26 protein-coding genes are annotated in these 26217 nt (G+C 45.3%); 4 read left to right on the plus strand and 22 right to left on the minus strand.

Annotated elements, in window-relative coordinates; all coding sequences use genetic code 11:
- The 4 genes from GPK60_RS14715 to GPK60_RS14730 form a co-directional block, all read right to left on the minus strand.
- Positions 1-137, minus strand: a 137-nt coding sequence (locus tag GPK60_RS14715) for a helix-turn-helix domain-containing protein (RefSeq protein WP_215661004.1), incomplete at its 3' end; no start/stop codon positions are given.
- Between the two features lie 169 nt (positions 138-306).
- Positions 307-1107 carry an HAD family hydrolase gene (locus tag GPK60_RS14720; protein ID WP_147631354.1) on the minus strand — a complete coding sequence of 267 codons (801 nt, stop codon included), beginning with the start codon at positions 1105-1107 and terminating at the stop codon, positions 307-309.
- Positions 1104-1781, minus strand: coding sequence for an HAD family hydrolase (locus GPK60_RS14725; protein WP_022118682.1), 678 nt, complete (start codon positions 1779-1781; stop codon positions 1104-1106). The genes GPK60_RS14720 and GPK60_RS14725 overlap by 4 nt, the downstream gene beginning before the upstream one ends.
- Before the next feature lie 114 nt (positions 1782-1895).
- Positions 1896-2495, minus strand: coding sequence for a YdcF family protein (locus GPK60_RS14730; protein ID WP_178089168.1), 600 nt, complete (start codon positions 2493-2495; stop codon positions 1896-1898).
- A gap of 79 nt (positions 2496-2574) precedes the next feature.
- Here GPK60_RS14730 and GPK60_RS14735 point away from each other — a divergent pair, with 79 nt between their 5' ends.
- The 3 genes from GPK60_RS14735 (at position 2575) to GPK60_RS14745 (ending at position 4295) form a co-directional block, all read left to right on the plus strand.
- A complete protein-coding gene (locus GPK60_RS14735; protein ID WP_320056708.1) occupies positions 2575-3297 on the plus strand; it encodes an AzlC family ABC transporter permease in 723 nt (240 codons plus the stop codon).
- On the plus strand, positions 3290-3628 hold the full coding sequence (locus GPK60_RS14740; RefSeq protein ID WP_173865802.1) for an AzlD domain-containing protein: 339 nt from the start codon (positions 3290-3292) through the stop codon (positions 3626-3628). The genes GPK60_RS14735 and GPK60_RS14740 overlap by 8 nt, the downstream gene beginning before the upstream one ends.
- 226 nt (positions 3629-3854) lie before the next feature.
- On the plus strand, positions 3855-4295 hold the full coding sequence (locus GPK60_RS14745) for a hypothetical protein (protein ID WP_173865801.1): 441 nt from the start codon (positions 3855-3857) through the stop codon (positions 4293-4295).
- 318 nt (positions 4296-4613) lie between these two features.
- On the opposite strand, the gene GPK60_RS14750 is transcribed toward GPK60_RS14745, so the two are convergent.
- The 13 genes from GPK60_RS14750 to GPK60_RS14810 form a co-directional block, all read right to left on the minus strand.
- Positions 4614-6281 carry a glutamine--tRNA ligase/YqeY domain fusion protein gene (locus tag GPK60_RS14750; protein WP_173865800.1) on the minus strand — a complete coding sequence of 556 codons (1668 nt, stop codon included), beginning with the start codon at positions 6279-6281 and terminating at the stop codon, positions 4614-4616.
- A 91-nt stretch (positions 6282-6372) separates the two neighbouring features.
- Positions 6373-7389, minus strand: a complete 1017-nt coding sequence (locus GPK60_RS14755; protein ID WP_022118688.1) for a glycosyltransferase family 2 protein — start codon at positions 7387-7389, stop codon at positions 6373-6375.
- A 27-nt stretch (positions 7390-7416) separates the two neighbouring features.
- On the minus strand, positions 7417-8493 hold the full coding sequence (mutY, locus tag GPK60_RS14760; RefSeq protein WP_173865799.1) for an A/G-specific adenine glycosylase: 1077 nt from the start codon (positions 8491-8493) through the stop codon (positions 7417-7419).
- Between the two features lie 95 nt (positions 8494-8588).
- Positions 8589-10004 carry a L,D-transpeptidase family protein gene (locus tag GPK60_RS14765; protein WP_022118690.1) on the minus strand — a complete coding sequence of 472 codons (1416 nt, stop codon included), beginning with the start codon at positions 10002-10004 and terminating at the stop codon, positions 8589-8591.
- A gap of 434 nt (positions 10005-10438) precedes the next feature.
- Entirely contained in the window at positions 10439-11221 is a 783-nt protein-coding gene (locus tag GPK60_RS14770; RefSeq protein WP_022118691.1) for an N-acetylmuramoyl-L-alanine amidase, read from the minus strand.
- Between the two features lie 162 nt (positions 11222-11383).
- Positions 11384-12367, minus strand: coding sequence for a glucan-binding domain-containing protein (locus GPK60_RS14775; protein ID WP_022118692.1), 984 nt, complete (start codon positions 12365-12367; stop codon positions 11384-11386).
- Positions 12368-12400: 33 nt separating this feature from the next.
- A complete protein-coding gene (locus GPK60_RS14780; RefSeq protein WP_022118693.1) occupies positions 12401-13213 on the minus strand; it encodes an RnfABCDGE type electron transport complex subunit B in 813 nt (270 codons plus the stop codon).
- A 16-nt stretch (positions 13214-13229) separates the two neighbouring features.
- Positions 13230-13805, minus strand: a complete 576-nt coding sequence (gene rsxA, locus GPK60_RS14785) for an electron transport complex subunit RsxA (protein ID WP_022118694.1) — start codon at positions 13803-13805, stop codon at positions 13230-13232.
- Positions 13802-14485: an electron transport complex subunit RsxE gene (locus GPK60_RS14790; RefSeq protein ID WP_022118695.1), complete on the minus strand. Its 684-nt coding sequence runs from the start codon at positions 14483-14485 to the stop codon at positions 13802-13804. Before GPK60_RS14790 ends, rsxA begins: the two co-directional genes overlap by 4 nt.
- Positions 14482-15102 carry an RnfABCDGE type electron transport complex subunit G gene (locus GPK60_RS14795; protein WP_022118696.1) on the minus strand — a complete coding sequence of 207 codons (621 nt, stop codon included), beginning with the start codon at positions 15100-15102 and terminating at the stop codon, positions 14482-14484. The genes GPK60_RS14790 and GPK60_RS14795 overlap by 4 nt, the downstream gene beginning before the upstream one ends.
- Positions 15095-16030 (minus strand): RnfABCDGE type electron transport complex subunit D, encoded by a 936-nt coding sequence (locus GPK60_RS14800; RefSeq protein WP_215660946.1) that lies wholly within the window; start codon positions 16028-16030, stop codon positions 15095-15097. Before GPK60_RS14800 ends, GPK60_RS14795 begins: the two co-directional genes overlap by 8 nt.
- On the minus strand, positions 16027-17370 hold the full coding sequence (rsxC, locus tag GPK60_RS14805) for an electron transport complex subunit RsxC (RefSeq protein ID WP_215660948.1): 1344 nt from the start codon (positions 17368-17370) through the stop codon (positions 16027-16029). Before rsxC ends, GPK60_RS14800 begins: the two co-directional genes overlap by 4 nt.
- 73 nt (positions 17371-17443) lie before the next feature.
- Positions 17444-18337 carry a hypothetical protein gene (locus GPK60_RS14810; protein WP_215660950.1) on the minus strand — a complete coding sequence of 298 codons (894 nt, stop codon included), beginning with the start codon at positions 18335-18337 and terminating at the stop codon, positions 17444-17446.
- Between the two features lie 191 nt (positions 18338-18528).
- On the opposite strand from GPK60_RS14810, the gene GPK60_RS14815 reads away from it, so the two are divergent.
- Positions 18529-19614 (plus strand): ribonuclease H-like domain-containing protein, encoded by a 1086-nt coding sequence (locus tag GPK60_RS14815; protein WP_022118700.1) that lies wholly within the window; start codon positions 18529-18531, stop codon positions 19612-19614.
- An 82-nt stretch (positions 19615-19696) separates the two neighbouring features.
- Here GPK60_RS14815 and rpsA read toward each other — a convergent pair whose 3' ends face one another.
- Genes rpsA through GPK60_RS14840 form a run of 5 tightly spaced genes read right to left on the minus strand, consistent with a single transcriptional unit; the run spans position 19697 to position 25957 of the window.
- Positions 19697-20788 carry a 30S ribosomal protein S1 gene (gene rpsA / locus GPK60_RS14820; RefSeq protein WP_022118701.1) on the minus strand — a complete coding sequence of 364 codons (1092 nt, stop codon included), beginning with the start codon at positions 20786-20788 and terminating at the stop codon, positions 19697-19699.
- On the minus strand, positions 20776-21621 hold the full coding sequence (gene ispH / locus GPK60_RS14825; RefSeq protein WP_022118702.1) for a 4-hydroxy-3-methylbut-2-enyl diphosphate reductase: 846 nt from the start codon (positions 21619-21621) through the stop codon (positions 20776-20778). Before ispH ends, rpsA begins: the two co-directional genes overlap by 13 nt.
- Positions 21618-22289: a (d)CMP kinase gene (gene cmk / locus GPK60_RS14830; RefSeq protein WP_022118703.1), complete on the minus strand. Its 672-nt coding sequence runs from the start codon at positions 22287-22289 to the stop codon at positions 21618-21620. Before cmk ends, ispH begins: the two co-directional genes overlap by 4 nt.
- A 20-nt stretch (positions 22290-22309) precedes the next feature.
- Positions 22310-23551: an NAD(P)/FAD-dependent oxidoreductase gene (locus GPK60_RS14835; protein ID WP_022118704.1), complete on the minus strand. Its 1242-nt coding sequence runs from the start codon at positions 23549-23551 to the stop codon at positions 22310-22312.
- A 15-nt stretch (positions 23552-23566) separates the two neighbouring features.
- A complete protein-coding gene (locus tag GPK60_RS14840; protein WP_215660952.1) occupies positions 23567-25957 on the minus strand; it encodes an HAD-IC family P-type ATPase in 2391 nt (796 codons plus the stop codon).
- Between the last annotated feature and the right edge of the window lie 260 nt (positions 25958-26217).

Raw genomic sequence — 26217 nt, forward strand, 5'->3', positions numbered from 1 at the left:
TATTGGTCGTAAGTATAATAACGCCTATCCGTTGGAGTCCGATTTGCCTCTAGAATTCCTTCCCTGTCCCAACGCTGTAACGTTTTCACAGAAACACCTATTAATTCAGCAAAATCTTTTGGTTTATAATTCGTGATATTTGACGTGTTCATAATAATACCTCCATAGGTATATTTAAACACATTTAACTATATTAAGCAATATATTTAGTTACTTATAAATTCCTCCTTTTTTCTCTCCGGCCCACTTGCCAATTACAAGTATTGATTAAGATCCAAATATCTTTTGATCTCAACATCTCATTATTTATTTCTGCTTCTTTAGCAGCTCCTGAAGTGCCTTTATGACTCCTTTTTCTTCGTAGCTTCCAACGATATGTTTTGCTGCCTCTTTGACTGCGGTTCTTGCGGTAGAAACTGCACATCCCTCTCCTGCTGCCAAAATCATTCCAAGATCGTTGTGATTATCCCCGAATGCCAGCGTCTCTTCTTTTTTTATCTGAAAATACTGCTGTACGAACTGAAGTGCTGCCCCTTTATCGGTTCCTGGCTTCATAAAATCAATCCACGGTGCACCTGCCACTACGGTGTTTAATCTGCCCTGCCAGTAATCTTCGATTTCTTTTGCATAAGGCCGAATCCCGCTTTCACAGTACAGAGACATTTTGATCACTTTCAGTTTGGTGCCGTCTTCGTCATCATCAAAAACCATGTCATTCTGATAGCCATCCACCATCATTTTCCGATAGGACAGGTCATCACTTCCGGTAGAATGCATCGCTTTTGTTGTCGATAAGGTCAGATGCATATTCGGGAAATGTTTTGCATATTCCTGCATCTCTTTTATCAGGTTCGGATCGATCACGGAAGCATAAAGTTCTTCGTCCTTCCATACAACGTTGGAACCATTTTCACTGATAAAAAGCATCTGATCTGCCACCGGAGCAAACAGTCGTTTCAGTCCCATGTACTGTCTTCCGCTTGCTGCCGCAAAATAGATATCACGTTTTCGAAGTTCCCGGATCAGATCAAAAATTTCTTCCGGCAGCACAGAACTGCTCTCCCGTATCAGTGTGCCGTCAATATCGGTTGCTACCAGTTTTATCACTTGTTGTCTCCTCCGTTTATCTTTTCCAGGATCTCAATCAGTTCCTGTGGTTTTTCAATCACATATTCACTGTGATTTTCTTCTAATTCTTTTCGGTCGCGGAATCCCCACAGAACCCCTACCGGATGCATATGTGCCGCATTGCCGGTCTGCATGTCCGTGTTTGTATCTCCGACATAAAGACATTCTCCGGTCTCTACTGCAAACTTTTCTGCAATGGCAAACGCTCCGTCCGGTGCGGGTTTGCGTCGGATCGTTTCTGTCTGTCCCTGGATGTAATCAAAATAATCTTTTCCAAACAGACTCTCCACCACATCGATGGCCTGAGCATGCGGTTTATTGGAAAGTACGGCGATCCGGATCCCTCTTTTTTTCAGTTCTGAAAGCATCTCGCAAATACCCGGAAACGGCTTTACATGGTACATGCAGTCTTTTGCAAAATACGCTTTGTAAATGCTTTTCATCTGCTCAAACTGACTGCAGTTCGTATCACCGGAATCCCGCAGGGTACGGCGGACCAGTTCATCTACGCCATCACCTGCATAATATTTATAATTTTCCACCGGAAATGCCTGGTATCCGATATCCCTGAGGGCACGATTGCCACTGTAAGCGATGGATTCCACGGTATCTCCGATCGTACCGTCAAGATCAAAAATTGCTGCTTTTATCATAAGATCACTCCTCTTTTGTGAACGGTTTTCTGCTGCTACAGCATAACACGAAACTGGTTTTCCGTCAAATTTCTGTAACACTTTTCATGCAATCTTTGTCATCTCTACCGACATTTATCGGACAGAGGCACGGTCGCACATCATATCTGCGAACTGGCTGCCGCAGTGTTCCACCTCTTTGAGTACCAGACAGATACCGTACTCGCTCTGATACCAGTTTTCTTTTGAAACACCCCTGGTAATGACCGGTGAGACGATAAATTCGATTTCCGGGAAAACAAACTGATAATACATCAGACATCTTCTGGCGTGATATGCCTGACAGGACAGGATCACTTTTTTTAAATGCAGCCCTTTTTTCTCGAGAAGATCCTTGGTAAATAATGCATTCTGATAAGTATAAGATGCTTCTTTTTCCTGCAGAATATCGCTTTTTTTTACCCCTTCATCCACAAGGATCTGCGTCAGAAAATCACTTTCTGTCTCAAAATATCTGCCTTTATATTTCTCCGGTGACTGTACCTCAGTAAATTTTCCTTCCACAATGCTGTACTTTCCAGAAGGCACGATAAGTGATGCAAAGCCCTGCTGATAAAGCTCTGCCGCATGCTGTGCGATCTCACCATACAATCCGCCCGGAACAAAGATCGCATCTGCTTTTTCCGGTTTCTGTTCTGTGAAAATAAAATCTGTTAATGCATCATAAAATTTCATGCTTTTTTCTCCTGTATTTTGACATATTTCACCCACCATGCTATACTAATTGCTGATACATTTCAAGGAGGAAATGAACATGAAAAGCAAAGCATTCAGGTCTGCCTTTCCTCACACACTTCCGGTTATGGCAGGCTATCTTTTTCTTGGTATGGGCTTTGGCATACTGCTTGAAAGCAACGGATATTCTTTTATCTGGGCTTTCTTTATGTCCATCTTTATTTATGCCGGCTCGATGCAGTATGTGGCGATCGACCTGCTCGCAAGCGGTGCCAGCCTGATCTCCACCGCGATCATGACACTGATGATCCAGGTACGGCATCTCTTCTACGGTCTTTCCATCATCGACAAATACAAAGACACCGGAAAGAAAAAGCTTCTGCTGATCCATGAGCTGACCGATGAGACCTATTCTCTGGTTGCTACAACCCCGGTTCCGGACGGTGTGGACAAGGGATGGTTCTATTTGTTTATCTCCATGCTGGATCACGTTTACTGGATCATCGGCTGCACGTTCGGTGCACTCTTTGGTTCCCTGGTCAACTTCAATACAAAAGGTGTGGATTTTGTCATGACAGCACTGTTTATTGTAATCTTTACTGATCAGTGGCTGAACAGCAAAAATCATATCCCGGCAATCACCGGTGTGATCTGCTCTGTGATCTGTCTGCTTCTTTTCGGGCCGGACCGTTTTATCATTCCTGCCATGCTCTCCATTCTTACGATCTTGACACTGCTTCGTAAGCCGCTGGAGGAGCATATGGAAAGAGAAGATCAGAAAGGAGATGATTCACATGCGTAGTATCCCGGATTCTCAGGCAATCGCCTTGATCGCGATCATGTCCTTACTGACTTTTTTTGTACGCGGACTTCCGTTCCTTTTGTTTTCTGGAAAATCCAAGACACCTGCTTACATCATGTACCTCGGAAAAGTACTTCCTTACGCTATCATCGGTATGCTGGTGGTTTACTGCTTCAAGAATGTTTCCCTGCTGCAGACACCGTTCGGACTGCCAGAGCTGATCGCCGGCATCGCCATCGTTCTGGTACACTGCTGGAAGAAAAATACGCTTCTCTCCGTTGGAGGAGGAACGCTGTTTTACATGTTTCTTGTTCAGATAATTTTTAAATAAACCCCTTTTCTTTTTTATAGAAAAGTATTACAATACCATATATAAAATATTATATAATGCCAGTGTCAAAATTTCAAAATATCGTTCTTACCTGCAAGCTAAGACATTGGGATCTAGGGCACTTGGTACTGACTGAAGCATAGCTCAGAATTGCGAAAATTACCTTATAACAGAGCAATTCGCAGACATCAGTCAGGAGTTTAAAACAGGAGAAAGGAGTTCGTTTATGTCAAAAAAATACAGCAAATGGCTGGTAGGTGCTGCACTTTTGGGAGCTGCCGCAGGTGCCGGACTTGCATATTTCAAAAAACATAAAAAAGAGAAAGAGAATTGGGAGGATGATTTTGAAGATTTCGAGGATGATTTCTTAGATGATGACCTTGAGGATTTTGATGGTGAAGATGCTGCCGATGCCCGCGAGTATGTTACCATTCCATCCTCTTCCGTACCGGAGGAAGCAGCGGAAAATGCCGCTGATACGGCCGAAGCCATTTTCGAAAAAGAAGCAGACGAAGAGACCGTCAAAGCTGAGGCTGTCACTGAACATGCAGAAGCAGAAAGCAAACCAGAAGACTCTGACGAAGAAAAAACTGTTCCGGAAGAGGCAGAAGAAATGGTTGCTGATGCTGCCGAAGAAAAATCAGAGGAAGAAACGCCGGAAGCTTAAGTTCTGATTTACTTCTGTTAAAATTCAAGAGTGTGCAAATTGCAATTCCATCCCTTTTGCAGTTTGCACACTTTTTGTTTCTGTCTTTTTTTCAGAGATTTTTTTGAAAAGTGTAGAATGTGCAGTGATTCTGAGAAGAATATGTCAGCTTTCGCTGACCAGAATCACGCACCAAGTCTCACGTGCGTTCGACTTGAATGTTCTTATCTACAGAGGTATGCGTCATCCTACATCTGATATACAAAAAAGGAATATCCGATTTTTCATTGATCGGATATTCCTTTTTACACATTATGATTATTTCTATATTCTTTTTCCTTACTGCTGTTTCGGCAGTCTGAAGGAACTTTTCAGTGCCACGATACGGTTAAATACCGGTGCCCCTTCTTTGGAATCTCTGACATCTGCACAGAAATAACCCTGACGTACAAACTGGAAGCTTTCATATGGTTTTGCTTCTGCAAGTGCAGGCTCTACGAAGCATTCTTTTACAGTCAGTGAATTTGGATTCAGATTCAGGCTGCCGTCCTCGTTATATACGCCTTTAGATTCATCGATAATGTTCTCATAGAGACGTACGGTCACTTTTTTGGCAGTCTTCGCTGCTACCCAGTGGATGGTTCCTTTGACTTTACGTCCGGTAAATCCAGTTCCGCATTTTGTCTCCGGATCGTAAGTACAGTGGATTTCTGTCACATTTCCGTTTTCATCTTTTTCAAAACCTGTGCATTTCACGAAATATGCATTCATCAGACGCACTTCGTTTCCAGGGAAGAGACGGAAATATTTCTTCGGCGGATTCTCCATGAAATCTTCACGGTCAATGTAAAGTTCACGTCCAAACGGAACCTGACGTTTTCCAAGAGACTCGTTCTCCAGATTATTGTCTGCTTCCAGGTACTCGATCTGATCTTCCGGATAGTTGTCGATGATCAGTTTGACCGGATCAAGGACTGCCATCATACGCGGACGTTTCAGTTTGAGGTCTTCGCGGATGCAGTACTCCAGCATTGCATAGTCAACGGAGCTCTGAGCTTTACTGACACCGCACAGGTCAACGAACATCTTGATGGATTCTGGTGTGAATCCTCTTCTTCGAAGGGCTGCGATCGATACCAGACGCGGATCATCCCAGCCGTCCACGATACCTTCTTCTACCAGTTTTTTGATGTAACGTTTACCGGTAACAACGTTGGTCAGATACAGTTTTGCAAACTCGATCTGTTTTGGTGGATGCGGATACTCCAGTTCACGTACGACCCAGTCATAGAGCGGACGGTGATCCTCAAACTCCAGGGTACAGATAGAATGTGTCACGCCTTCGATTGCATCTTCGATCGGATGTGCAAAATCATACATCGGATAGATGCACCATTTATCTCCGGTATTATGGTGTGTCATATGTGCCACACGGTAAATGATCGGATCACGCATATTGATATTCGGAGATGCCATATCAATCTTTGCACGCAGTACCTTTTCTCCGTCTGCATATTTGCCATCCTTCATTGCTTCAAACAGCTCCAGATTTTCTTCGATGCTGCGGTTACGGTACGGGCTTTCTTTTCCAGGTTCTGTCAGTGTCCCTCTGTACTCGCGAATCTGCTCCGGTGTCAGGTCACAGACATAGGCTTTGCCTTTTTTGATCAGCTTCACTGCTGCTTCATACATCTGGTCAAAGTAATTGGATGCGAAAAACAGTCTGTCTTCCCAGTCAGCACCCAGCCATTTGATATCCGCCTTGATGGACTCTACAAACTCAACTCGCTCCTTGGTCGGGTTGGTGTCATCAAAACGCATGTTAAACTTGCCGTGATATTTCTGTGCAAGTCCATAATTTAACAGAATGGCTTTGGCATGTCCGATATGCAGATAGCCATTTGGTTCCGGCGGAAAACGAGTACAGATCGTATCGTATTTGCCCTCTGCCAGATCTTTTTCTATAATCTGTTCAATAAAATTTTTGGAAACCGTTTCCTCTCCCATGTTGTCCTCCTAAAATATCCATTTTTTCAACTGTGAAAATTCTACCATAAATCTCACAGAATTACAACGTCCTATCTCTGCCGCTTTTGTATCAGTTGAATCCATAAAATTTCTGTGAGATCTTATAGGCTGCAACCGAAAGTTTTCTTCCTCCTCTGCCCGGCAAATTCATCGTACGTCCAAACAGACCGTGACGCAGGCGGAAATATAGACCGCCGTCTTTTGCTTTTAAATACTGCCACAGTTCTTTTTTCTTTTCCAGATTTTCTTCTGTGCCGGAACGGATCAGCATAACGGAAGTAACCGTTGTAATAATATCCAGATAACTTGTCATATACTGGCGGATTCGCTTGTCTGCGATTTTATTGTCAGCCATGGTGTCGATCATGATCTTATTGACACGGATCTGCTGGTCGATGCGGGAGATCATGACTTTTTCGTTGACGGACTGATCATCCCTGCCGATAAAATAATGATAGAAATTCACATTTTTATAATAAAGATTTTTTACATACGGAAGCGGCTGGAACACAAACAGATTATCCACGTAAAAGGTATGTTTCGGAAGCTCCAGGTTGCATTCCCGTAGCAGCATGGTACGGTAGATCACGGAATGCATCAGAATGTAACGTCCGATGTGCAGTTTTTTTGCATGATCCCACTGGAATACTTCATTTTCAGGAAATGCCTTGTACCGCATCACTTTTTTGTGCTTCGCACCTGCCTTGTCGTAGACAAAATTGCTGATGAACATATCAACAGTCTGCGGACCTGCCACCAGTTCTTTCAAAGTTTTGATAATATCGAGATAAACATCCACATCTACCCAGTCATCGCTGTCCACCACTTTATAGTATACTCCGGTTGCGTTACGCAGTCCGGCATTGACTGCCTCTCCATGTCCGCCGTTCTCCTGATGGATCGCCTTTACGATCCCCGGATAATTTTTTTCATACTCATCTGCAATCTCTGCGGTATTGTCTTTTGTGGAACCGTCATCCACAATTAAAATCTCCACATCTTCTCCGCCCGAAAGCAGAGAATCAATACATCTTCTCATATAGGCTGCAGAATTATAACAGGGAATTGCTATTGATAATATTTTCACGTTTTTTCCTCCATACACGTTTCTGTTTTATTTTTCGTCATATTTTTCCTGTCCGAGTCTGATCTGAAGATAGGCTGTGTAAGCTGAAAAAGCTGCCGGGATCGGGTATTCTTCTTCTGTTCTTTTCGGCTCAATAAAAAGCATATCTTTTCCAAAATAGTTTTCCAGTTCTTCCACCAGGACCACATATCCTGTCATATGCCATTCAATATGACTGAAAATATGTTTCGCATCCGATAATCTCCGGATACGGATCGGTGACAGCCCTTCCTGTTTCAGCCAGTCCAGAACTTCATCCTGGCTTAACCATCCAGAGAGATTAGGAAGCTCATATAAACCTGCCAGAAGTCCTTTTGCCGGACGTTTGCGGATTGCTGCCCTGCTGCCGTCCCTTATCACCAGAACGGTCTTTTTTTCGATTTTACGCGGCTTTTTCTGTGCTTTTTTCGGATAGTCCATCTCTTTGCCGTTCTGATGTGCAAGGCATACGCCTGACAGCGGACATTCCTCACACTTCGGTGCCCCGTTTGGCACACATACAGTCGCCCCAAGTTCCATCAGTGCCTGGTTAAAGGCTCCGGATCTTCCTTTTGGCATTACTGCCAGAAGCTCCTCCTCGACCTGACGTTTGACAGACTGCTTCAAAATATCTCCGTCATTCTGCGTGATCCTTGTGATCACCCGCAGGACATTTCCGTCAACAGCCGGAACCGGGATCTCAAAGGCAATGGAAGCTACTGCTCCTGCCGTATAAGGACCGATCCCAGGAAGACCCAGCAGTTTTTCATAGTCTGCCGGCATTTCGCCGTCATAAAATTCCACCATATTCCGTGCTGCTTTCTGCATATTCCGGACGCGGTTATAATAGCCAAGCCCCTCCCATAACTTCAAAAGCTTATCTTCCGGACATTCCGCAAGGGATCGAACGTCCGGCAGAGCTTGCGTAAAACGTTCAAAAAAGGGTTTTACCGCCTCTACACGTGTCTGCTGCAGCATAATTTCAGAAACCCAGACGCGATATGGCTGCGGCTGTTCTCTCCACGGGAGAATCCGTGCATGTTCCCCGAACCACCCAAGCAGTGGCTCTACAATCTGTTCGAGCATACATTTCCTCTTTCTTTTTTCATTTAAGAATGCCTCTGTCATTCTTGCTGCGAGGTGCACATCATGCATCGCATGACATATGAATCATCTCACATCTAATATTTATACTCACCGTTCCGATAGAAGCAAATGACCAGATAGTCTTTTTCGATATTCTGGTAAATCGTCTGTGCGGCACTGTACGGAAGATTAATGCAGCCATGAGAACCGCTGTTCCAGAAGATCTGACCGCCGAAGCTTCCTCTCCAGGTGGCATCGTGGAATCCGATCCCGCCGTTAAACGGCATCCAGAAAGAAACCGGTGTCTCGTAACTATCGCCCGGTTTTGTGCTTCGAAGAACAGCCGGTGATTTTTTATAGTATAACCGGAAAATGCCGGGCGGTGTCACACGAGCCGGTGTCATTGTTCCGGATACGAAATCCGATTCTACGATCAGTTTCCCTTCTTTGTACATCCACAGATGTTGTTTTGTCAGATCAACTTCCACATACGTGTCACCCATGTCACCATTTTCCCAGCTGTCTGCTTCCTGGGCAAAGATCGGTGTACGTTCCATGTGCGGCTCTTCTTCCATCAGCTTTGTCAGCTCTTCTGCCTCCGCTGTCTGGTCGATTTTCCATCCATATGAACCGCCCTCCACAGTCACATATGTTCCGTCACTTGTCTTGAACTTCCGTGGCTTGTCATAGGTATCATACTTGTCTGCCAGAGATGCGATATAGTCGCTGATCGCACCGTCTTTTACCAGCACTTTCCCTTTTTTATCATAGGTCAGCCAGTCTTTTACCACACTACCGTCCAGAACCTCCTTCTGGTTTCCAAAACAGTATGTAATCTCGATATCCACATAATGATTGAGATTCTCTACCAGCTGGTTTAAGTCTTTATCATCACTTGTCACTTTTGGTGTCTGATAACAGGATTCTTTCTCCAGATCCAGCAGACCGTCTCTTTCTGAAATTGTCTCTGTAAGCAGTTTCCAGAATTTTTTCTGTTTGAGCTTTGCACCCTGCTTCTCTTTTTTGATCACATACTTGTTTTCGCTTTCCTGAAAGACCATTTTCGCATCTTCCGGTGCTTTAGCTGTTGCTTTATCAAAACATTTAAGGCTGTCCGCTTTTTCTTTCAGCAATGTTTCATCATACTGCACTGCCGTCTCAAACGCATAAGATGCCGGTCGGAAATAACTTACAAACCACAGGGCGTATGGCTGGGATTTTTGGAAATTTTCGATTTCCCCATTGGAAACATAATGATAACCGATCTCTTCTGCCGTGATCGTCTCACTGTTATTTCCGCGTTCTTTTAACGTGATCTGATAATCTTCTGCCTGCTCTCTGATCAGTTTCTCTGCCTCTTCCACTGTCATATCTGAAACATCCATGCCATTAATGTCCGTGTTCTTCAAGAATTTTCCATGAAAGGCGGCAATCCCGCCGATATACACCCCCACGATAACCAGTGCCATAATTCCAAGTGTGATTTTTAACCATTTTTTCTTTTTATCCATACTCCACTCTCCGGTAATATTATTATTTACCCTATGTATATATGATGTTGGGGTCAAAAGCCCCCAACTCTGATGCCTACGGATTGTTCCGTGCATCGCACTCCCACAATCCTCTCCGGTATTCGCATATCGTGGGATTATCATCCCACTTTTATGCTCATATCGGGGCGGGTCTCAAGGTCTTTCATCCACTTATGAGCAAGCTCATGTGAATTTAGACCTTTTGACCCTGGCATCATACTATGTTTACAGTTACTTTCTCCGTTTTACATCCAGGAAAACTCTGCTATATGTGCAGAGGGCAGACAGACATACCGCCCTCCTATGCACACCATAAAATGGTACCTTTCTTCCAAGCCCATTCTCTGCTCCTTAGTATACCTCAGGAAACAAAAAGTGTAAAGATTTACGTTTCTTGTTTTTTTCTTATTCCTTTACTGTACGATATAGGTGGAAAATCCTGCTTTTCGCAGTGTCTGCTCCATTTTTGCCGCATTATCCAGTTTTTCAAAAGATCCACTGTAAACCCGGTAAGTCCCATCCTCTCCAGGTTCGATCACAGCATCGTATCCCAAAAAGAGCAGCTGTGCCTGCAGTGCCCTGGCATTTTCTTCCAGATTAAAAAAACCAAGCTGGATGCGGTAAGGTGTTTCTGCTTCTTTTTCGTATTCATAAGATTCGACTTCCTGTGCATAGATGGTTTGCAAAATACCGTCGGCGATCGCCTGTGCGACTTCCTCAAAATTTTCATCAAAGATCCGGTTGTCTTCTCCGTTGTTGATAAACCCTGCTTCCACCAGTACTGCCGGCATTTTAGTCCTGCGAAGGACGACAAGTCCCGGTCTTTCTTTGACACCGAGATTTTCAAAACCTGCTTCCTCCAGTTCCCGGTTGATGTTTTCTGCCATCTCTTCTTTGATGCCGCTTCGCTCATAGACCAGTGTTTCCACACCGGAATACTGCCCGGCAACCGGACTGGAATTGCGATGTATGGAAACAAAAAAATCGGCTCTTGCTTCGTTTCCGATCGTTGCTTTCTGAAATGGTGTCTGATAAACATCGGTTGTTCTGGTATAGATCACATTCTGTCCGTTTTCCTCCAGAATCTTTCCCACTGCCAGTGCCAGCCGCAGTGTATCGTCTTTTTCCTGTCTTCCTTCAAAAACAGCTCCCGGGTCTGCTCCTCCATGTCCGGCATCTATCACGATCGTTGCCATAACAGCCCTCCTGTTCCTCTTTCTATTCAGAATATGCAAAAAATCTTCCACTGACCGTTTTTTGCTGCATTTTCCTTAATGCCGCAACAAAAAACCTCCCGGAAAGGAAACGCTCCGGGAGGTTTTTCTCAGCCTGAAATCACAGACAGAGATTCTGGATTTTTAATAATTCGTGCAGGCACCGTTTTTGCCAAAGATATAGATTTTCTGCGTTCCGTCTGCCAAAGAGAAACGGATGGAAATCTTTCTCGCCATACTACCCTGCGGATAGACGGTTCCGTTATGCTCTGCCGGTGTGCGGAAGAAATAATAATACTTGTCTTTGATCTTGCACCAGCCGGTCATCATCTGTCCATAAGTGGCACTTCTGGTATCCATATAATACGTATGCCCCTGATCTTTCAGCCATCCGGCACGCATATAGCCGTCCGAGCCAAAGAAATACCTCTTCTCACCAATGGTGATCCAGCCGGTCACCAGTTTGTTCTTCCGGTAATATCTCCACTGCTGACCGTATCCAACCCATCCTGTTTTACTTTTGTTTGTACGTCTGTCATCACGATAGCCTTTGATATAAACGCCGTCCGGCCCAAGATACTTGTCATCGATCCAAGTATCTTTCACAAACGTTCCGTCGGATCCAAGATACATCTTTTTACCGTTGTATTTCACCCATTTTTCTTTCTGCAAAACATATCTTTTATTGAAATAATAAATCTTTCCGTCAATCTTCTGCCATCCCGTCAGGGCATGCCCTTTTTTATTAAAGTAGTACGTCTTTCCATTGATGGTAAACCACTGACGTTTCAGGCGGCCGGTACCGTCACCGTAAGAATAGCAGAGTTTTCCGGATGCGGTTGTCCTGAATCCGGCTCTTTCATATGCCTTCAGCAGAATCCCTTTTTTTGAAAATACATAGGTCTTTCCTGCGATCTGCCGCACACCGGTTGCCATGATCCCTGTCTTTGGCAGAAAATAATAAGTTCCTTTTTTGAGTGTGAGCCAACCTTTCTGCTTTGTACCATCCTCATTATAATAGTAACGGTTACCTTCCTCAACCTTCCACTTTCCTTTTGCAAAAGCGGTTACGGAAAGCAACATACTCAGCATCAGCACTGCGAGCACACCAAACCCCTTTTTCTTCATTCCTGATTTCCCCTTTCTTTACTTCTTATGTCTTCAGGACTCTTTCCTGGCAACCGGTCCGGTAAACACCTTTCTCGGACAGAGCGATGCACAGGTTCCGCAGTTGGTACATTTTGAAGTATCGATATGTGCAATATTGTTCTCCACAGTAACGGCACCGGAAGGACATTCTCTCTGGCATTTCTTACATCCGATGCACCCTGCCTCACATGCCTGCATAACCAGCTTTCCTTTATCTTTTGAAGCACAGCGTACCAGATAACGGCTTTCATATGGCACAAGCTCGATCAGATGACGCGGACAATGCTCCACGCATGCTCCACACGCTCTGCATTTCTCCTTGTCTACCACTGCTACTCCATTTATAACATGAATCGCATCAAATGAACAGACCTTTTCGCAGGTTCCGTCTCCGATACATCCATAATGACAGGTTTTCGGTCCGCCTCCCGGAATAAAATCCATCATCTCACAGTCGTGAACTCCATAATAATGACAGGATTCTTTTGCTTTGTCACAGGTTCCGCCACATTTTACAAAGGCAACTCTGCGGATGCTCTCTCCTGCTTCCTGCCCCATGATCCTGGCAATCTTTGCTGCCACGGCATCTCCCCCTACCGGGCAGCCATTTACCGGAGCCTCTCCATTTGCAATCGCCTTTGCCATCGCATCACATCCTGCATATCCGCAGCCGCCGCAGTTATTTCCCGGAAGCTGTTCTCTTACCTGCTGTTCTTTTTCATCAATTTCTACTGCAAATTTTTTCCCTGCCAATCCAAGGAAAAGTCCCAGAAGCAGTCCGGTACCTCCTACGATCACAGCCGCAAGTATGATCTCCATGCTCATCCGCCACTCCTCCTTCCTATTTCAGACTGGAAAATCCAAAGAATGCGATCGCCATCAGACAGGCTGTAAGAAGAACGATCGGTGATCCTTTAAAAGATTCCGGTACATCATTGTATTCTGTTTTTTCACGGATACCGGCCATCAGCACGATCGCGATCGTAAATCCGACCGCCGTTGCCAGGCCATTTACCACGCTCTCTACGATGCCGTAGCTTTTCTGTACATTGATCAGTGCCACACCAAGTACGGCACAGTTTGTCGTGATCAGCGGCAGATAAACGCCAAGTGCATTGTACAGAGATGGGCTGCTCTTTTTCAGAAACATTTCCACAAACTGTACCAGTGCCGCAATGACCAGAATAAACACGATCGTCTGAAGGTAAGTCACATTCAGCGGAAGGAGCAGAAATTTATAGATCAGAGCCGTGACAAAGGATGAGATCGTGATAACAAAGATAACGGCTCCGCCCATGCCTGCTGCGGTATCCATTTTCTTGGATACACCAAGGAATGCACACAGTCCCAAAAACTGGCTCAAAACAACATTGTTGATAAACGCAGTGCCGACTGCGATCATAAGTAATTCTCTCATAACGTCTCCCCTCCTTTACAGGAACTTGCACAGGAGGCACATTCTCCTGTGCAGCCGCTGCCGATCTTTGTCTCTTTACCTTTTTCCTGCATTTTACGTTTCACGCGGTTCTGGGCTGCTGTCAGAAGGGACAGGACCAGAAAAGCTCCCGGTGCAAGGATAAAGATCGTGATCGGCTGATAGAAAGAAGGCATCACCTGCACACCGAAAATGGTTCCGGCTCCAATCAGTTCACGCACGATACCGATGCTGGCAAGACCGATGGTAAATCCAAGTCCCATACCGACGCCGTCAAAGAAAGACGGGATGACCGGATTGAAAGAAGCATAAGCTTCCGCTCTTCCAAGGATGATACAGTTTACTACGATCAGAGGGATATAAATACCAAGACTCTGATACAGAGACGGTACATACGCCTGAAGCAAAAACTGTACGATCGTTACGAAAGATGCCACAACCACGATAAAGGCCGGCATACGCACGCCGTTCGGAATGACTTTACGAAGTGCTGAGATCATCAAGTTTGACATGGCAAGGATCACCGTTGTCGTAAGTCCCATGCCAAGTCCGTTCATCGCTGAGGTGGTTACTGCCAGCGTCGGACACATACCAAGCATCAACACAAAGGTCGGGTTTTCTTTGATGATACCGTTATATAAACGTTCTCCTGCTTTGCTCATTGTAAGATACCTCCTTCCTTAAGGCTTTCATAAAAACGAAGTCCCGCATTGACACCGTTTGTCACCGCTTTGGAAGTAAAGGTTGCTCCGCTGATCGCATCAATCTCGTTTTCCGCGGAAGCACCGTTTTTTGTAACCACGAACTGATCTACGATTTTTCCTGCGAACTGTCCTTTAAATTCTTCGTCTTTTGCACGCATGCCAAGTCCGGCTGTCTCACTTAAGGAAAGCATCTCCACGCCTGTCACCGTTCCGTCCATACTGACACCCATGGAGAAATTGATGTCACCGCCGTATCCTTCATGCGAAGTAATGTTCATAACCACACCTGTCACTGCTCCGTCCTTTTCTGCCAGATAAAAATCTTCCAGAGTGTCAGCTGTGCCAAATCCGGCCTGATCCAGGACATCGGCTGCCTCTGTGAGCAGTTCTTCTTTGTTATCCGGCTCCGTCAGATCCTGTGCATCCGGAAATACAGCAAGATAAGCTTCTTTCTGTGCTTTTTCCTCTGCCTGTGCGATCGGCTGTTTTGTAATGCTGTAGACAGCTCCGAGCAGTAAACCGGAAACCAGTGTGATCGCCATCAGTACCAGTGCTTCTTTTATAATCTTATTCATGCTTTTTTCCTCCTTTCCCAAATGCTGTCGGAGGTGTTACTTTTTCAATCAAAGGCACCAGAAGGTTTGAAAGGATGATCGCATAAGATACGCCCTCCGATGCACTTCCGAGGAAACGAAAAACCCCGGTGAGAATACCGATGATGCATCCATACACGATCTGACCGTTTTTGGTGATCGGTGAGGTTACATAATCCGTTGCCATAAAAAATGTACCAAGCATCAGTCCGCCCGCACACAGCTGTGCTGCCAGAAAATGCAGATCAAATCCATGTCCGCCAAATAAAATGGCAAAAACAGAGAAAGAAAGCAGGCAGGACAATGGTATCCTCAGATCGATCACTTTAAATACCAGAAGGATCACCGCACCGATCAGGATCGCCAGTGTGGAAGTCTCACCGATCGTTCCGGCTGTTTTTCCTAGAAACAGGTTTAAAACATTCACGCTCTCGCCGGCTTTCATGGCTGCAAGCGGCGTTGCCCCGGATACTGCATCGTATGTAAAGTCCGTCATTTTTCCGGCAAAAGAGATCAGAAGAAAACATCTTGCTGCAAGAGCCGGATTCATAAAGTTCTGTCCAAGTCCTCCGAAAAGCTGTTTTACAAACAGAATTGCAAAAACAGATCCAAGTACCGGAAGATACCATGGTGCAGAAGCCGGAAGGTTCAGTGCCAGCAGAAGTCCTGTCACCGCTGCACTGTAGTCACCGATTGTCACTTTCTTGTGCATCCCTTTTTCATAAACATACTCTGTGAGCACGCTGGCTGCCACAGATAAAATAATTACCTTTAATGCATTGATTCCAAAATTTACGACACCAAATACGGCTGCCGGAAGCAGTGCAATCAGAACAAGACGCATCAGATCGCTGCTTTTCATTTTGTCCCGGATGTGCGGATTTGATGATATGTTCCACATTTCACTCATTTTCCATTCCCCCTCTGTGCAGCTTTTTTTCGATCCGCAAGCACCATCTTACGCATAGATTTGATGTATTGAGTCAGAGGCCGTTTCGCCGGGCAGATATAACTGCAGCATCCACATTCGCAGCACTCCATACCATTTGCCTTCTCAAAAGATTCTTTGTCATGTCTTTTCGCATAATCAGCCAGTTTTGCCGGAATGATCCGGCCCGGACAGACGGACACACAGCGTCCGCAGTTGATACACGCTGTCTCTTCGCAGGCTGCGACCTCGTCTTTTGTCATGCACAGGATCGCAGAAGACGTCTTGACTACCGGAACATCCAGAGAGATCAGCGGGATTCCCATCATCGGACCTCCGGCGATGATTTTCTCCGGTTCGGAAGTAAAACCTCCCGCCTCTTCGATCAGTTCCCGGAAGTTCGTACCGGTGCGGACACGCAGGTTCTGCGGTTCTTTGATCGCATTTCCGGTGATCGTCATCACTTTTTTCATGACCGGTCTGCCAAAATGTACCGCCTCATAGATTGCATGGATCGTGTCACAGTTGTTGACTACACATCCTGCATCTGCCGGAAGCATGGAAGAATTGATCTGTCTTCCTGTGACCGCAAAAATAAGCTGTCGCTCTGCTCCCTGCGGATACTTGGTTTTTAATTCTACAACTTCAATATCCGGTATCCCCTTTGCTGCTTCCCGCAGTTTTGCTGCCGCATCTTTTTTATTGTCTTCAACTGCCAGTACGCCTTTTGCCCTTCCGTCAAAAATCTTCATTGCCGCCTGAAGACCGCCCACGATTTTTTCCGATTCCTCCATCATCCTGCGGTAATCTGATGTCAGATAAGGCTCACACTCCGCACAGTTGACAATGATGTGATCGATCGCAGATGGATCTTTCGGCATGTATTTGACGTGTGTCGGGAATCCGGCTCCGCCCATACCGACAATACCCGCCTCCTTGATGATCTCAATGATCTCTTTTCCGGAAATATCCGCCAGTTTCCGCTCTGGTGAAAACTCTACCTCTTCATACAGGCCATCGTTTTCAATGACAATGGATTCCTGCATGCCTCCGGCTACCCCAAGCCTTGCTTCGATCGCTTTGACCGTTCCTGATACGGATGCAAAAATGTTTGCAGATACAAACCCCCCTGCTTCTGCAATTTTCTGGCCTGCCAGTACATGATCGCCTTTTGCTACAATGGCTTTGGCTGGTGCTCCGATATGCTGAGAAAGCGAATAGACGAGCTCTCCTTTGGGCAAAACCTCCCGAATCGGCTTATCTTTGGACATCGCCTTTCCGTCATCTGGATGAATGCCACCCCGAAATGTAAAACGCAGCATACACTTCTCCTCCTTTTTTTATATTTACAGCCATCAAAAAACAATAACTGCTGCTTTCTTTTTCTCTGTTTGCTTATTTTGTTTCTTTCTGATTCCCCTTTTTCTTTCTGGATACTTTATGAATCGTAGGATAAGCTTTCATAAAACGTTTGTTTACGCCGGTGATCCTAGAAACCCTCTCCTGATACTGTTCCCGAAATCCCTTTGAACGAGAGCGAATGCCTTCTGCATATTCAGAAAGACCCTTTTCTTCAATCTTGCCTGCAATGTGCCTTTGATACTCTCCCAGCTTTTCCTGAAATTCTTTTTTCGTCGGCAGATGCTTTTTATAGTTTCCAAACAGTTCTCTTGCCTCTTCCGTCGAACTGTAGACTTTGGTCGTCTGAAGATATTCGGTAAACTCTTCCATGGCAGTCTGCAGGCCTTCCAGTTTTTCGCCGAGCTGCAGTGCTGCAAGTGTCGATACGATAAAGTCCACGCAGTACAGAATCCCGCATAAGATAATAAACGCATGTCCGGTCGCTACATCAAACAGATCGATCACCCACTGTGCAAACGGCTGAAGGATCTCAAACATCAGCAGTGTGAAAAATCCCCATGCGATCGAGCATCCCAGACAGATCCTGCCATGCAGGTTAAACGGCCGTTCGCTGTAATCCCACCAGCTTGTGTGGAAGAGCTTTTCCATTACCCACGAAGTAACATACTCCAGGATGGTTGCCAGAACAATGCCGCCAAGAAACAGCCATAAACCATGATCCTGCAATGGCCTCAGAACCAAATAAACGCTCATAGCTCCCACTCCATAGATCGTACACACCGGACCTGTTACAAATCCACGGTTTACCAGCTTCTTTTCCTTTATCGATACATAGCAGCTTTCCCATATCCATCCCATAAAGCTGTATAAGATCAGCCAGAAAAGAACATGATACAAATCTACTCCAAGAATTTGAATATCCCACATAATTTTCTCCTTTTATTTTTGATTTCTGTTTTTCTTTTATTTTACATTGAATTTTCTGTCTTTTTAATCGCTAAATATCTCTGTATTGCATTTTTATTGAAACACTTTTATAATGATGCCAGAATTCAAAATCAACTTCAGAAATGCCGGAGGCATTCTTGAACACATAAGTTTAAGAAAGGAATTTTTTCATGCTATATAAACAACAATCTTTTTCCAACTTTGAACCAGATCTTCGCTATCTGGACTCTTTTCCTTTTTCCAGAGAAGAATTTCTCTTCTTTGACATTGAAACAACCGGATTTTCCCCGCGAAACACTTCTCTGTATCTGATCGGTGCGGTCTGCTTTCTGGATGAGCACTGGACTTTCCTTCAGTGGTTTGCCGAAACTCCATCGGAAGAATGTGAAATTTTAAACGCATTTCTTGCATTCTGCCGGTCATTTCGTGCTGTCGTTCATTTCAACGGTGACGGTTTTGATATCCCTTATCTTCTTTTCAAAGCAGAAAAATATACATTGTCAGATACCTTATCATCTATGCAGAGCATTGACCTTTACCGCCTGACCCGGCCATACAAAAAATATCTGAAACTGACGCACATCAACCAGAAAAGTCTGGAATCTTTCCTTGGCATTGAGCGGGAAGACCGCTACAACGGCGGCGAACTGATCAAAATCTATCAGAGCTACTGCCAGTTAAAAGATGCGGATGCTCTTTCGCTTCTGCTTCTGCATAATCTGGACGATCTGAAAGGTATGACAAAACTGCTGCCGCTTCTTGCCTATCCGCTGTTTTTGAAAGACCAGGATTATACGCTCCGGAATCTTTTCTGGGAAGATTCTGTGAACGGACAGCCGCTTCTGATCGCAGAGCTGGATCTGAAATATCCTGTTCCAAAGCAGATCTCCAACCGGCTTTCCTCGTGCTATCTTACGCTCCAGGAAGGCACTGCCAAACTGATGATCTATGCTTTCGAAGGCGAATTAAAGTATTTCATATCTGACTATAAAAATTATTATTATATTCCTTTGCAGGACTGTGCCATTCATAAGCACGTTGCCTCTTATCTCGATCCACGTGAACGCATCCCTGCAAAAGCCACAACCTGTTACCAGCGTCACCGGGGACTTTTTCTTCCTCAGGAAAAAGCACTGTTCAAACCTGTTTTCCAGGAAAGCTATCATTCGGATTCTTTCTGGTTTGAATGTACGCAACAGTTTATGAATTCGCCCTCTTTATTATGTTTATACATAAAAAGCCTGATTTCCATTTGAAATCAGGCTTTCCTGCCCTGCAGGTTCTCTTTTGTCTGAACCTTACAGAACACTCAGCACTCCCTTTTTGAGATGTGCAATATTACTCTTCTTCTGCCTCTGTTGTGTCGGCAGCAGCTTCTTCTTTCTGCAGTGCTTTCATGCTCAGGCTGATTTTTTTGTCTTCGCCGTTGAAATCTACTACTTTTGCTGTGATAACCTGTCCTACGCTCAGTACGTCAGATGGTTTATCAACATGCTCCTGGGAAATCTGTGATACATGAAGCAGTGCGTCTACACCCGGCTCCAGTTCAACAAATGCACCAAAATCAGTCATTCTTGCAACTTTACCTTCTACCACGTTGCCTGCTGCGTATTTCTCGCCAGCTGTCAGCCATGGGTTCTGATCCGGGAATTTCAGGCTCAGTGCAATCTTATCGCCGCTAATGTCTTTGATCAGAACAGAAAGTTTTTCGCCAACTTTGAATACTTTCTTTGGATTTTCAACACGTCCCCAGGACATCTCTGAGATGTGCAGCAGACCGTCTGCTCCGCCCAGGTCGATGAATGCACCGAAATCTGTAACGTTTTTGATAACGCCTTCTACTACATCACCAACGTGGATTCTTGCAAAGAGTTCTTTCTGCATTTCTGCTTTCTTTGCAACCAACAGCTGTTTACGGTCGCCGATGATTCTTCTTCTGCGTGGATTGAACTCGCTGATCACAAACTCGATTTCCTGACCTGCATATTTGCCAAGATTTCTTTCGTAAGTATCAGATACCAGGCTTGCCGGGATAAATACTCTTGCTTCGTCGATCACAACGCTCAGACCACCATCGAGTACCTGTGCAACCGGTGCTTTCAGTACTTCGTGATTTTCGAAAGCTTCTTCCAGTCTCTTGTTTCCTTTTTCTGCTGCCAGACGTTTGTAAGTCAGCAGAACCTGTCCTTCACCATCGTTTACTTTCAGGACTTTTGCTTCCATTTTGTCGTTAACATGAACAACATCCTGGAGATTTACGCTTGAATCGTTGGTATATTCACTTTTTGTGATGATACCGTCAGCTTTGTATCCAATATTTAAGATGATCTCGTCTTCTTTGACATCGATGACCGTACCTTCGACTACCTCTCCATTATGAATTGTTTTTAATGATTCCTCCAGCATTTGTTCAAAGCTCATTTCTGACATTCCTTGTGAACCTCCTCAATAATATTATTTGGGGTTGATGCCCCTGCTGTAATACCTACGCAACTCATGGACTGCATCGAATGTACATCCAAATCTTCAAGTGTCTGTATATAGTAAGTATTCTTGCATTCTTCTTTACATATTTCAAATAGTTTCTGCGTATTGGAACTGTGTCTGCCTCCAATTACGATCATGGCATCCACATCGGCGGCAATTTTTCTCGCCTCCTGCTGACGCTCTTCGGTCGCATTGCAAATCGTATTTAAAACAAGTATATCATAACGCTTTTTTGAAAGAATTTCAACTAATTTATTAAATTTCTTGTAATTAAATGTCGTCTGAGACACAACACAGACTCCTGTGTCTGAATTTGGTTCAAATTCTTCTGCTTCTTCTTCTGTTCCGATCACCGTCACTTTAGAAACACACCATCCTCGGATGCCTTCTACCTCCGGATGATTGGCATTTCCGATGATCACGATCTCTCTTCCGTTTTCGCCTTCCCGCCTGACAATGCGATGTATTTTCTTTACAAATGGACAGGTCGCATCGGCAAGATTCAGTCCGTTTTCGCAGATCAGATCATAAACCTCTTCCGCAACGCCATGGGAACGGATCACAACGGTGCCCTTTTTTACCGAAAGCAGATCTTCTTTTCCATTCAGCACCCGTACGCCTTTTTCTTCCAGATCCCGCACTACCTCTTCGTTGTGGATGATCGGCCCGTAAGTGTAAACCGGCTCTTTTTCTTTTGCTGCCAGATCATAGACCTGGTCAACGGCACGTTTTACGCCAAAACAAAAACCCGCAGTCTGTGCTTTTATCACTTTCATTGCTTCACTTCCCTGTAACATTCTTTAATACGCTCAACCACCTCATCGATCGACAGATCCGAAGAATCTACCAGAATGGCATCCTCTGCCTGGCGAAGCGGTGCGATCTCTCTTGACATGTCACGCTGATCGCGGTCCCGGATCTCCTCTTCGATCTCTTCCAGTGTGTGCGTATCTCCCTTTTCCTGCTGTTCCAGGAAACGTCTCTTTGCACGCGTTTCCACGCTTGCGGTCAGATAAATTTTCAGCTGTGCATGTGGCAGGATATTGGTGCCGATGTCTCTTCCGTCCATCAGGACATCTTCTTTTGCCGCCAGATCTCTTTGCAGGTCAAGCAGTGTGGCTCGCACGGCCGGGTTTGCGGAAGTCACGGATGCCATCTTGCTCACTTCTTCTGTGCGGATCAGTCCGGTCACGTTCTCCCCGTTTAAGATCACCTGCTGTTCGCCGTCATCACTGTAGGCGATCGATATGGAAATCTTGCTGCAGGCTTTCTGCACTGCCGCATCGTCGTGGATATCGATCTGATTCTGCATCATATAAACTGCGATCGCACGATACATTGCCCCGGTATCGACATAAATAAATCCAAGCTCTTTTGACACACGTTTTGCGATCGTGCTTTTTCCGGCTCCTGCCGGTCCGTCAATTGCAATATTAAAACTCATATTTTCCTCCTGCATGGTATCTATGCTTCGCTCATCGCCAGTGCTGCCGCATAGGCAGTGGACCAGGCGATCTGCAGATTGAATCCTCCGGTCACAGCATCCAGATCCAGTACCTCACCTGCAAAATACAGTCCCTGCACCAGTTTGGACTCCATCGTGGACGGATTGACTTCTTTTACACTGACACCACCTTTTGTGATAATAGCTTCATTATAATCGCGAAGCCCTGTTACGGTCAATGGCAAATTTTTGATCAGCTCCACAAATCCGAGGCGTTCTTCTCTTGATACCTCATTTACCTTCTTCTCCGGATTGATGCCGGACAACTCGATCATGACCGGAGTCAGTTTTGCCGGGAAAAGTCCGCCCAGTGCGTTTTTAAACTGTCTGTTTTTTGCTTCCTCAAAATCACGCAGGATTCGGTGATCTAGTTGTTCTTTTGACAATGCCGGCTTCAGGTCGATAAACATAGAAAGTTCTTTTTTTCGTGCCGTTTTCGCAGTGTAACTGCTGGCACTTAAGATCAGAGGACCAGTCACGCCAAAGTGGGTGAACATCATCTCGCCAAAACCATCATAGAGTTTCTTTTTACCGTCCATCACTTTGACATCCACATTTTTCAGCGAAAGACCCTGAAGGCTTTTTGCCCACGCTTCTTTTGTATTAAACGGAACCAGCGATGGATATAATTCCGTCACTTTATGTCCGAGTTCTTCTGCGAAACGGTAACCGTCTCCGGTAGAACCTGTCGTTTTATAAGAAATCCCTCCGGTTGCCACAAGTACGGCATCTGCCGGAAAAAGTTTCTTTTCTCCATCCGACAAAACACCGGTTACTTTTCCATCTTTGGCTTCCACCTTGGAAACTTCGGTATTTAAATGCACCTGCACTTTATATTCCCGCATTTTCCTGCGAAGTGCATCAATAACATCTGTAGAATGATCTGATACCGGAAAAACACGGTCCCCACGTTCAATTTTGGTCTTTGTACCGGCTTTTTCAAAAAAATCGATCACATCATGATTCGTGTAGCCATAGAAAGCACTGTACAGGAATTTCGGATTGCTGACAACTGCCTGAAACAGTTCTTCCGTATCACAGGCGTTGGTCAGATTACATCTGCCTTTTCCTGTAATATAGATCTTTTTGCCCAGTTTTTCATTTTTTTCAAACAGATGGACTTCGCACCCGCGTTCTGCCGCATTCAGTGCTGCAAACATGCCTGCCGCCCCTCCGCCTATCACTGCTATTTTCTTTTTCATTTATAATTCCTTTCCTTACCGGCTTCTTTTCTTTTTTCTCTTCGGAAATAAAATCTCCAGTTTTTCGTGTATGCGATCTCGGATCCGGTAACAGCACAGGATCAGACGTATCAGCTCATGATACAGAAGAATGACCATGCACACAAGCGGGATCGCAAGTACCATCTGCCAGCAGAAGATGCTGTGGATTCCAAGAAATCCCGGGAACAGTAGCACACCCACCGAAAAAACTGCGATCACGCAGACACAGAGAATGCCTCTCAGCCAGTTCAACGGCCTGCACACACGAAATACGACCATGATCCCGACTGCTCCTCCGACCAGGAGATCAAAGGTATAGGTAAACACTTCTGTTTCTTTCCAGAACGGTGACAAAACCTGAACCACAAGCAGGGTGACAACCATAGTAATCGCCGCCGGAAGTGCCGTCTGCATCACATGACGCAAAAATCCAGTACTTGTCACCTCTTCGGTATGCTCCAGTGTCAGCACAAAACTCGGGAAACCGATGCAGGCTGCACTGATCAGAGACAGCTGCACCGGGATAAACGGATACGCCCGTCCGAGAAGAATAAAAATGACACACAGCAGGATGGAATACAGTGTCTTGGTCAGATACAGTGCACTGACCCGCTCGATGTTGGCAATGATCGTCCTTCCTTCGCTTACAATATTCCGAAGGCAGGCAAAATCCGAATCCAGCAGGACAATATGTGCCGACTGTTTTGCCGCATCACTTCCGGCTGCCATCGCAATACCGCAGTCTGCATCCTTCAGTGCAAGCACGTCGTTGACACCGTCACCAACCATACCGACCACTTTCTTTTCCGACTGATAAGCATGGACAAGCTTCTGCTTCTGTTCCGGCTTCACGCGTCCAAAGACATTATATTTTTGCACGGCTTCCCGGTAACTTTGCGGATCATCTCCGAGTGTGGAGGCATCCACGTATTTTTCTGCCCCCAGAAGTCCTGCTTTTCCGGCAATCTTCGATACCGTCACCGGATTGTCACCGGAGATCACCTTGATCTCTACCTTCTGCCTACGGAAGTACTGAAAGACATCCGGTGCTTCTTTCCGGATGCAGTCCAGGATCACGATCAGTCCCATCGGTGACACCTCACTGACACTTCCATCTTCCGCCTGAACAGAACCGCATTTTCCAAGCAACAGGACACGATAGCCCTCCTCGGAATACTGATTGACTTTTCGAAGGATTTCCGCCCCTTCTTCGTCATCCTGCAATAAAAACTCCGGTGCACCAAGGACATAACAGCCCTTTTCTTCGAACTCGATCGCACGGTACTTTCGTTCGGAAGAAAACGGAATTTTCTGAACGACCGTAAAACGGTCCATCCGGTGAAAATAACGTTTTAATGCTTCCTGCGTGTTGTTGCTGTCTTCAAAAGCAAACGTAAGCTCATTCATAATCTCGCTTACTTCTTCTTTTTTCACCTCTCCAAGGCCAAGCACCTCTGTAACTTCCAGTTCCCCGGTCGTGATCGTTCCGGTTTTGTCAAGGCAGAGCACGTTGACGCGTGCCAGTGCTTCGATTGCTTCCATCTCCTGCACGAGTGCCCGCTTTTTTGCAAGTCTTCCGACGCCCAGGATAAACGAGATGCTGGTCAGCAGCACCAGTCCCTCCGGAATCATACCGATAATTCCGGCAACGGTTGCCACGATAGCTTCGTTCCTGGTCATCCCCTGAGCACTGATCTGAGAACGGAACAGCAGAATGCCGATCGGAATGATCAGAATACTGATCACCGCTATGATCCGCTTGATCGTATTCTGCATTTCCGAAGTGGCACGTTTTTTCGTCTTGGCTTTCCTTGTCAGCTCTGCGGCATAATTCTCATCACCGACATGAACCACACGGCCGACACCGCCGCCCGCAACTACAAAACTGCCGGACATCAGCTCATCTCCTGCTTTTTTCTTTACAGGTTTTGATTCTCCGGTCAGCATGGATTCATTAACCTCCAAACCGTCACATTCAAGAACCGTACAGTCTGCACAGATCTGATCGCCGTTTATCACAATCAGAATGTCATCTTTCACCACTTCTTCTATATCTATCTCATATTTTTCACCTTCTCTTACCACATGAGCTTTTGAAGCCGTCAGAACCGTCAGCTTGTCTACTACTTTTTTAACTTTCAGTTCCTGCACGATCCCGATTACCGCATTGACGATCACGACTCCCATAAAAGTCATGTTCTTGAACTGTCCGGTGATCAGAACCAGAATGGCCAGAAAAAGGTTCAGAAAATTGAAATAAGTAAGCAAATGTGCTTTTACGATCTCCTTATTCGTTTTCACCATATGATTTTCCATCCTGTTTACCTGACCGCTTCGGATACGCTCCTCCACCTCCTGCCCGGTAAGTCCCACTTGCTTTTCCATTGGCAGATCCTCCTTTGTATTCAGGCCGGTTTTCATCCAGTCTTTTCCTCTCAGTATAGCGAATCTGCTTCTTTTTGTAAATGGTCATTCTTTCCGTTTTCTTTTGCTTTATATGGAAGTTTTACTTTTCCCTTTTGAGGCTTTTCCTGCAAAAACTACGCACTTCCAACATTTTTACAAAAATTCCGTAATTTTTTTGCAAAAAAGCACTATTTTTTTCTTTACTTTGCCACGCTGATTTGCTATAATCTGCAATGAAA

Origin of the sequence: Ruminococcus sp. MCC718 (genome assembly GCF_018783905.1) — a bacterium.
Taxonomy (GTDB): Bacteria; Bacillota; Clostridia; order Lachnospirales; family Lachnospiraceae; genus Hominisplanchenecus; species Hominisplanchenecus faecis.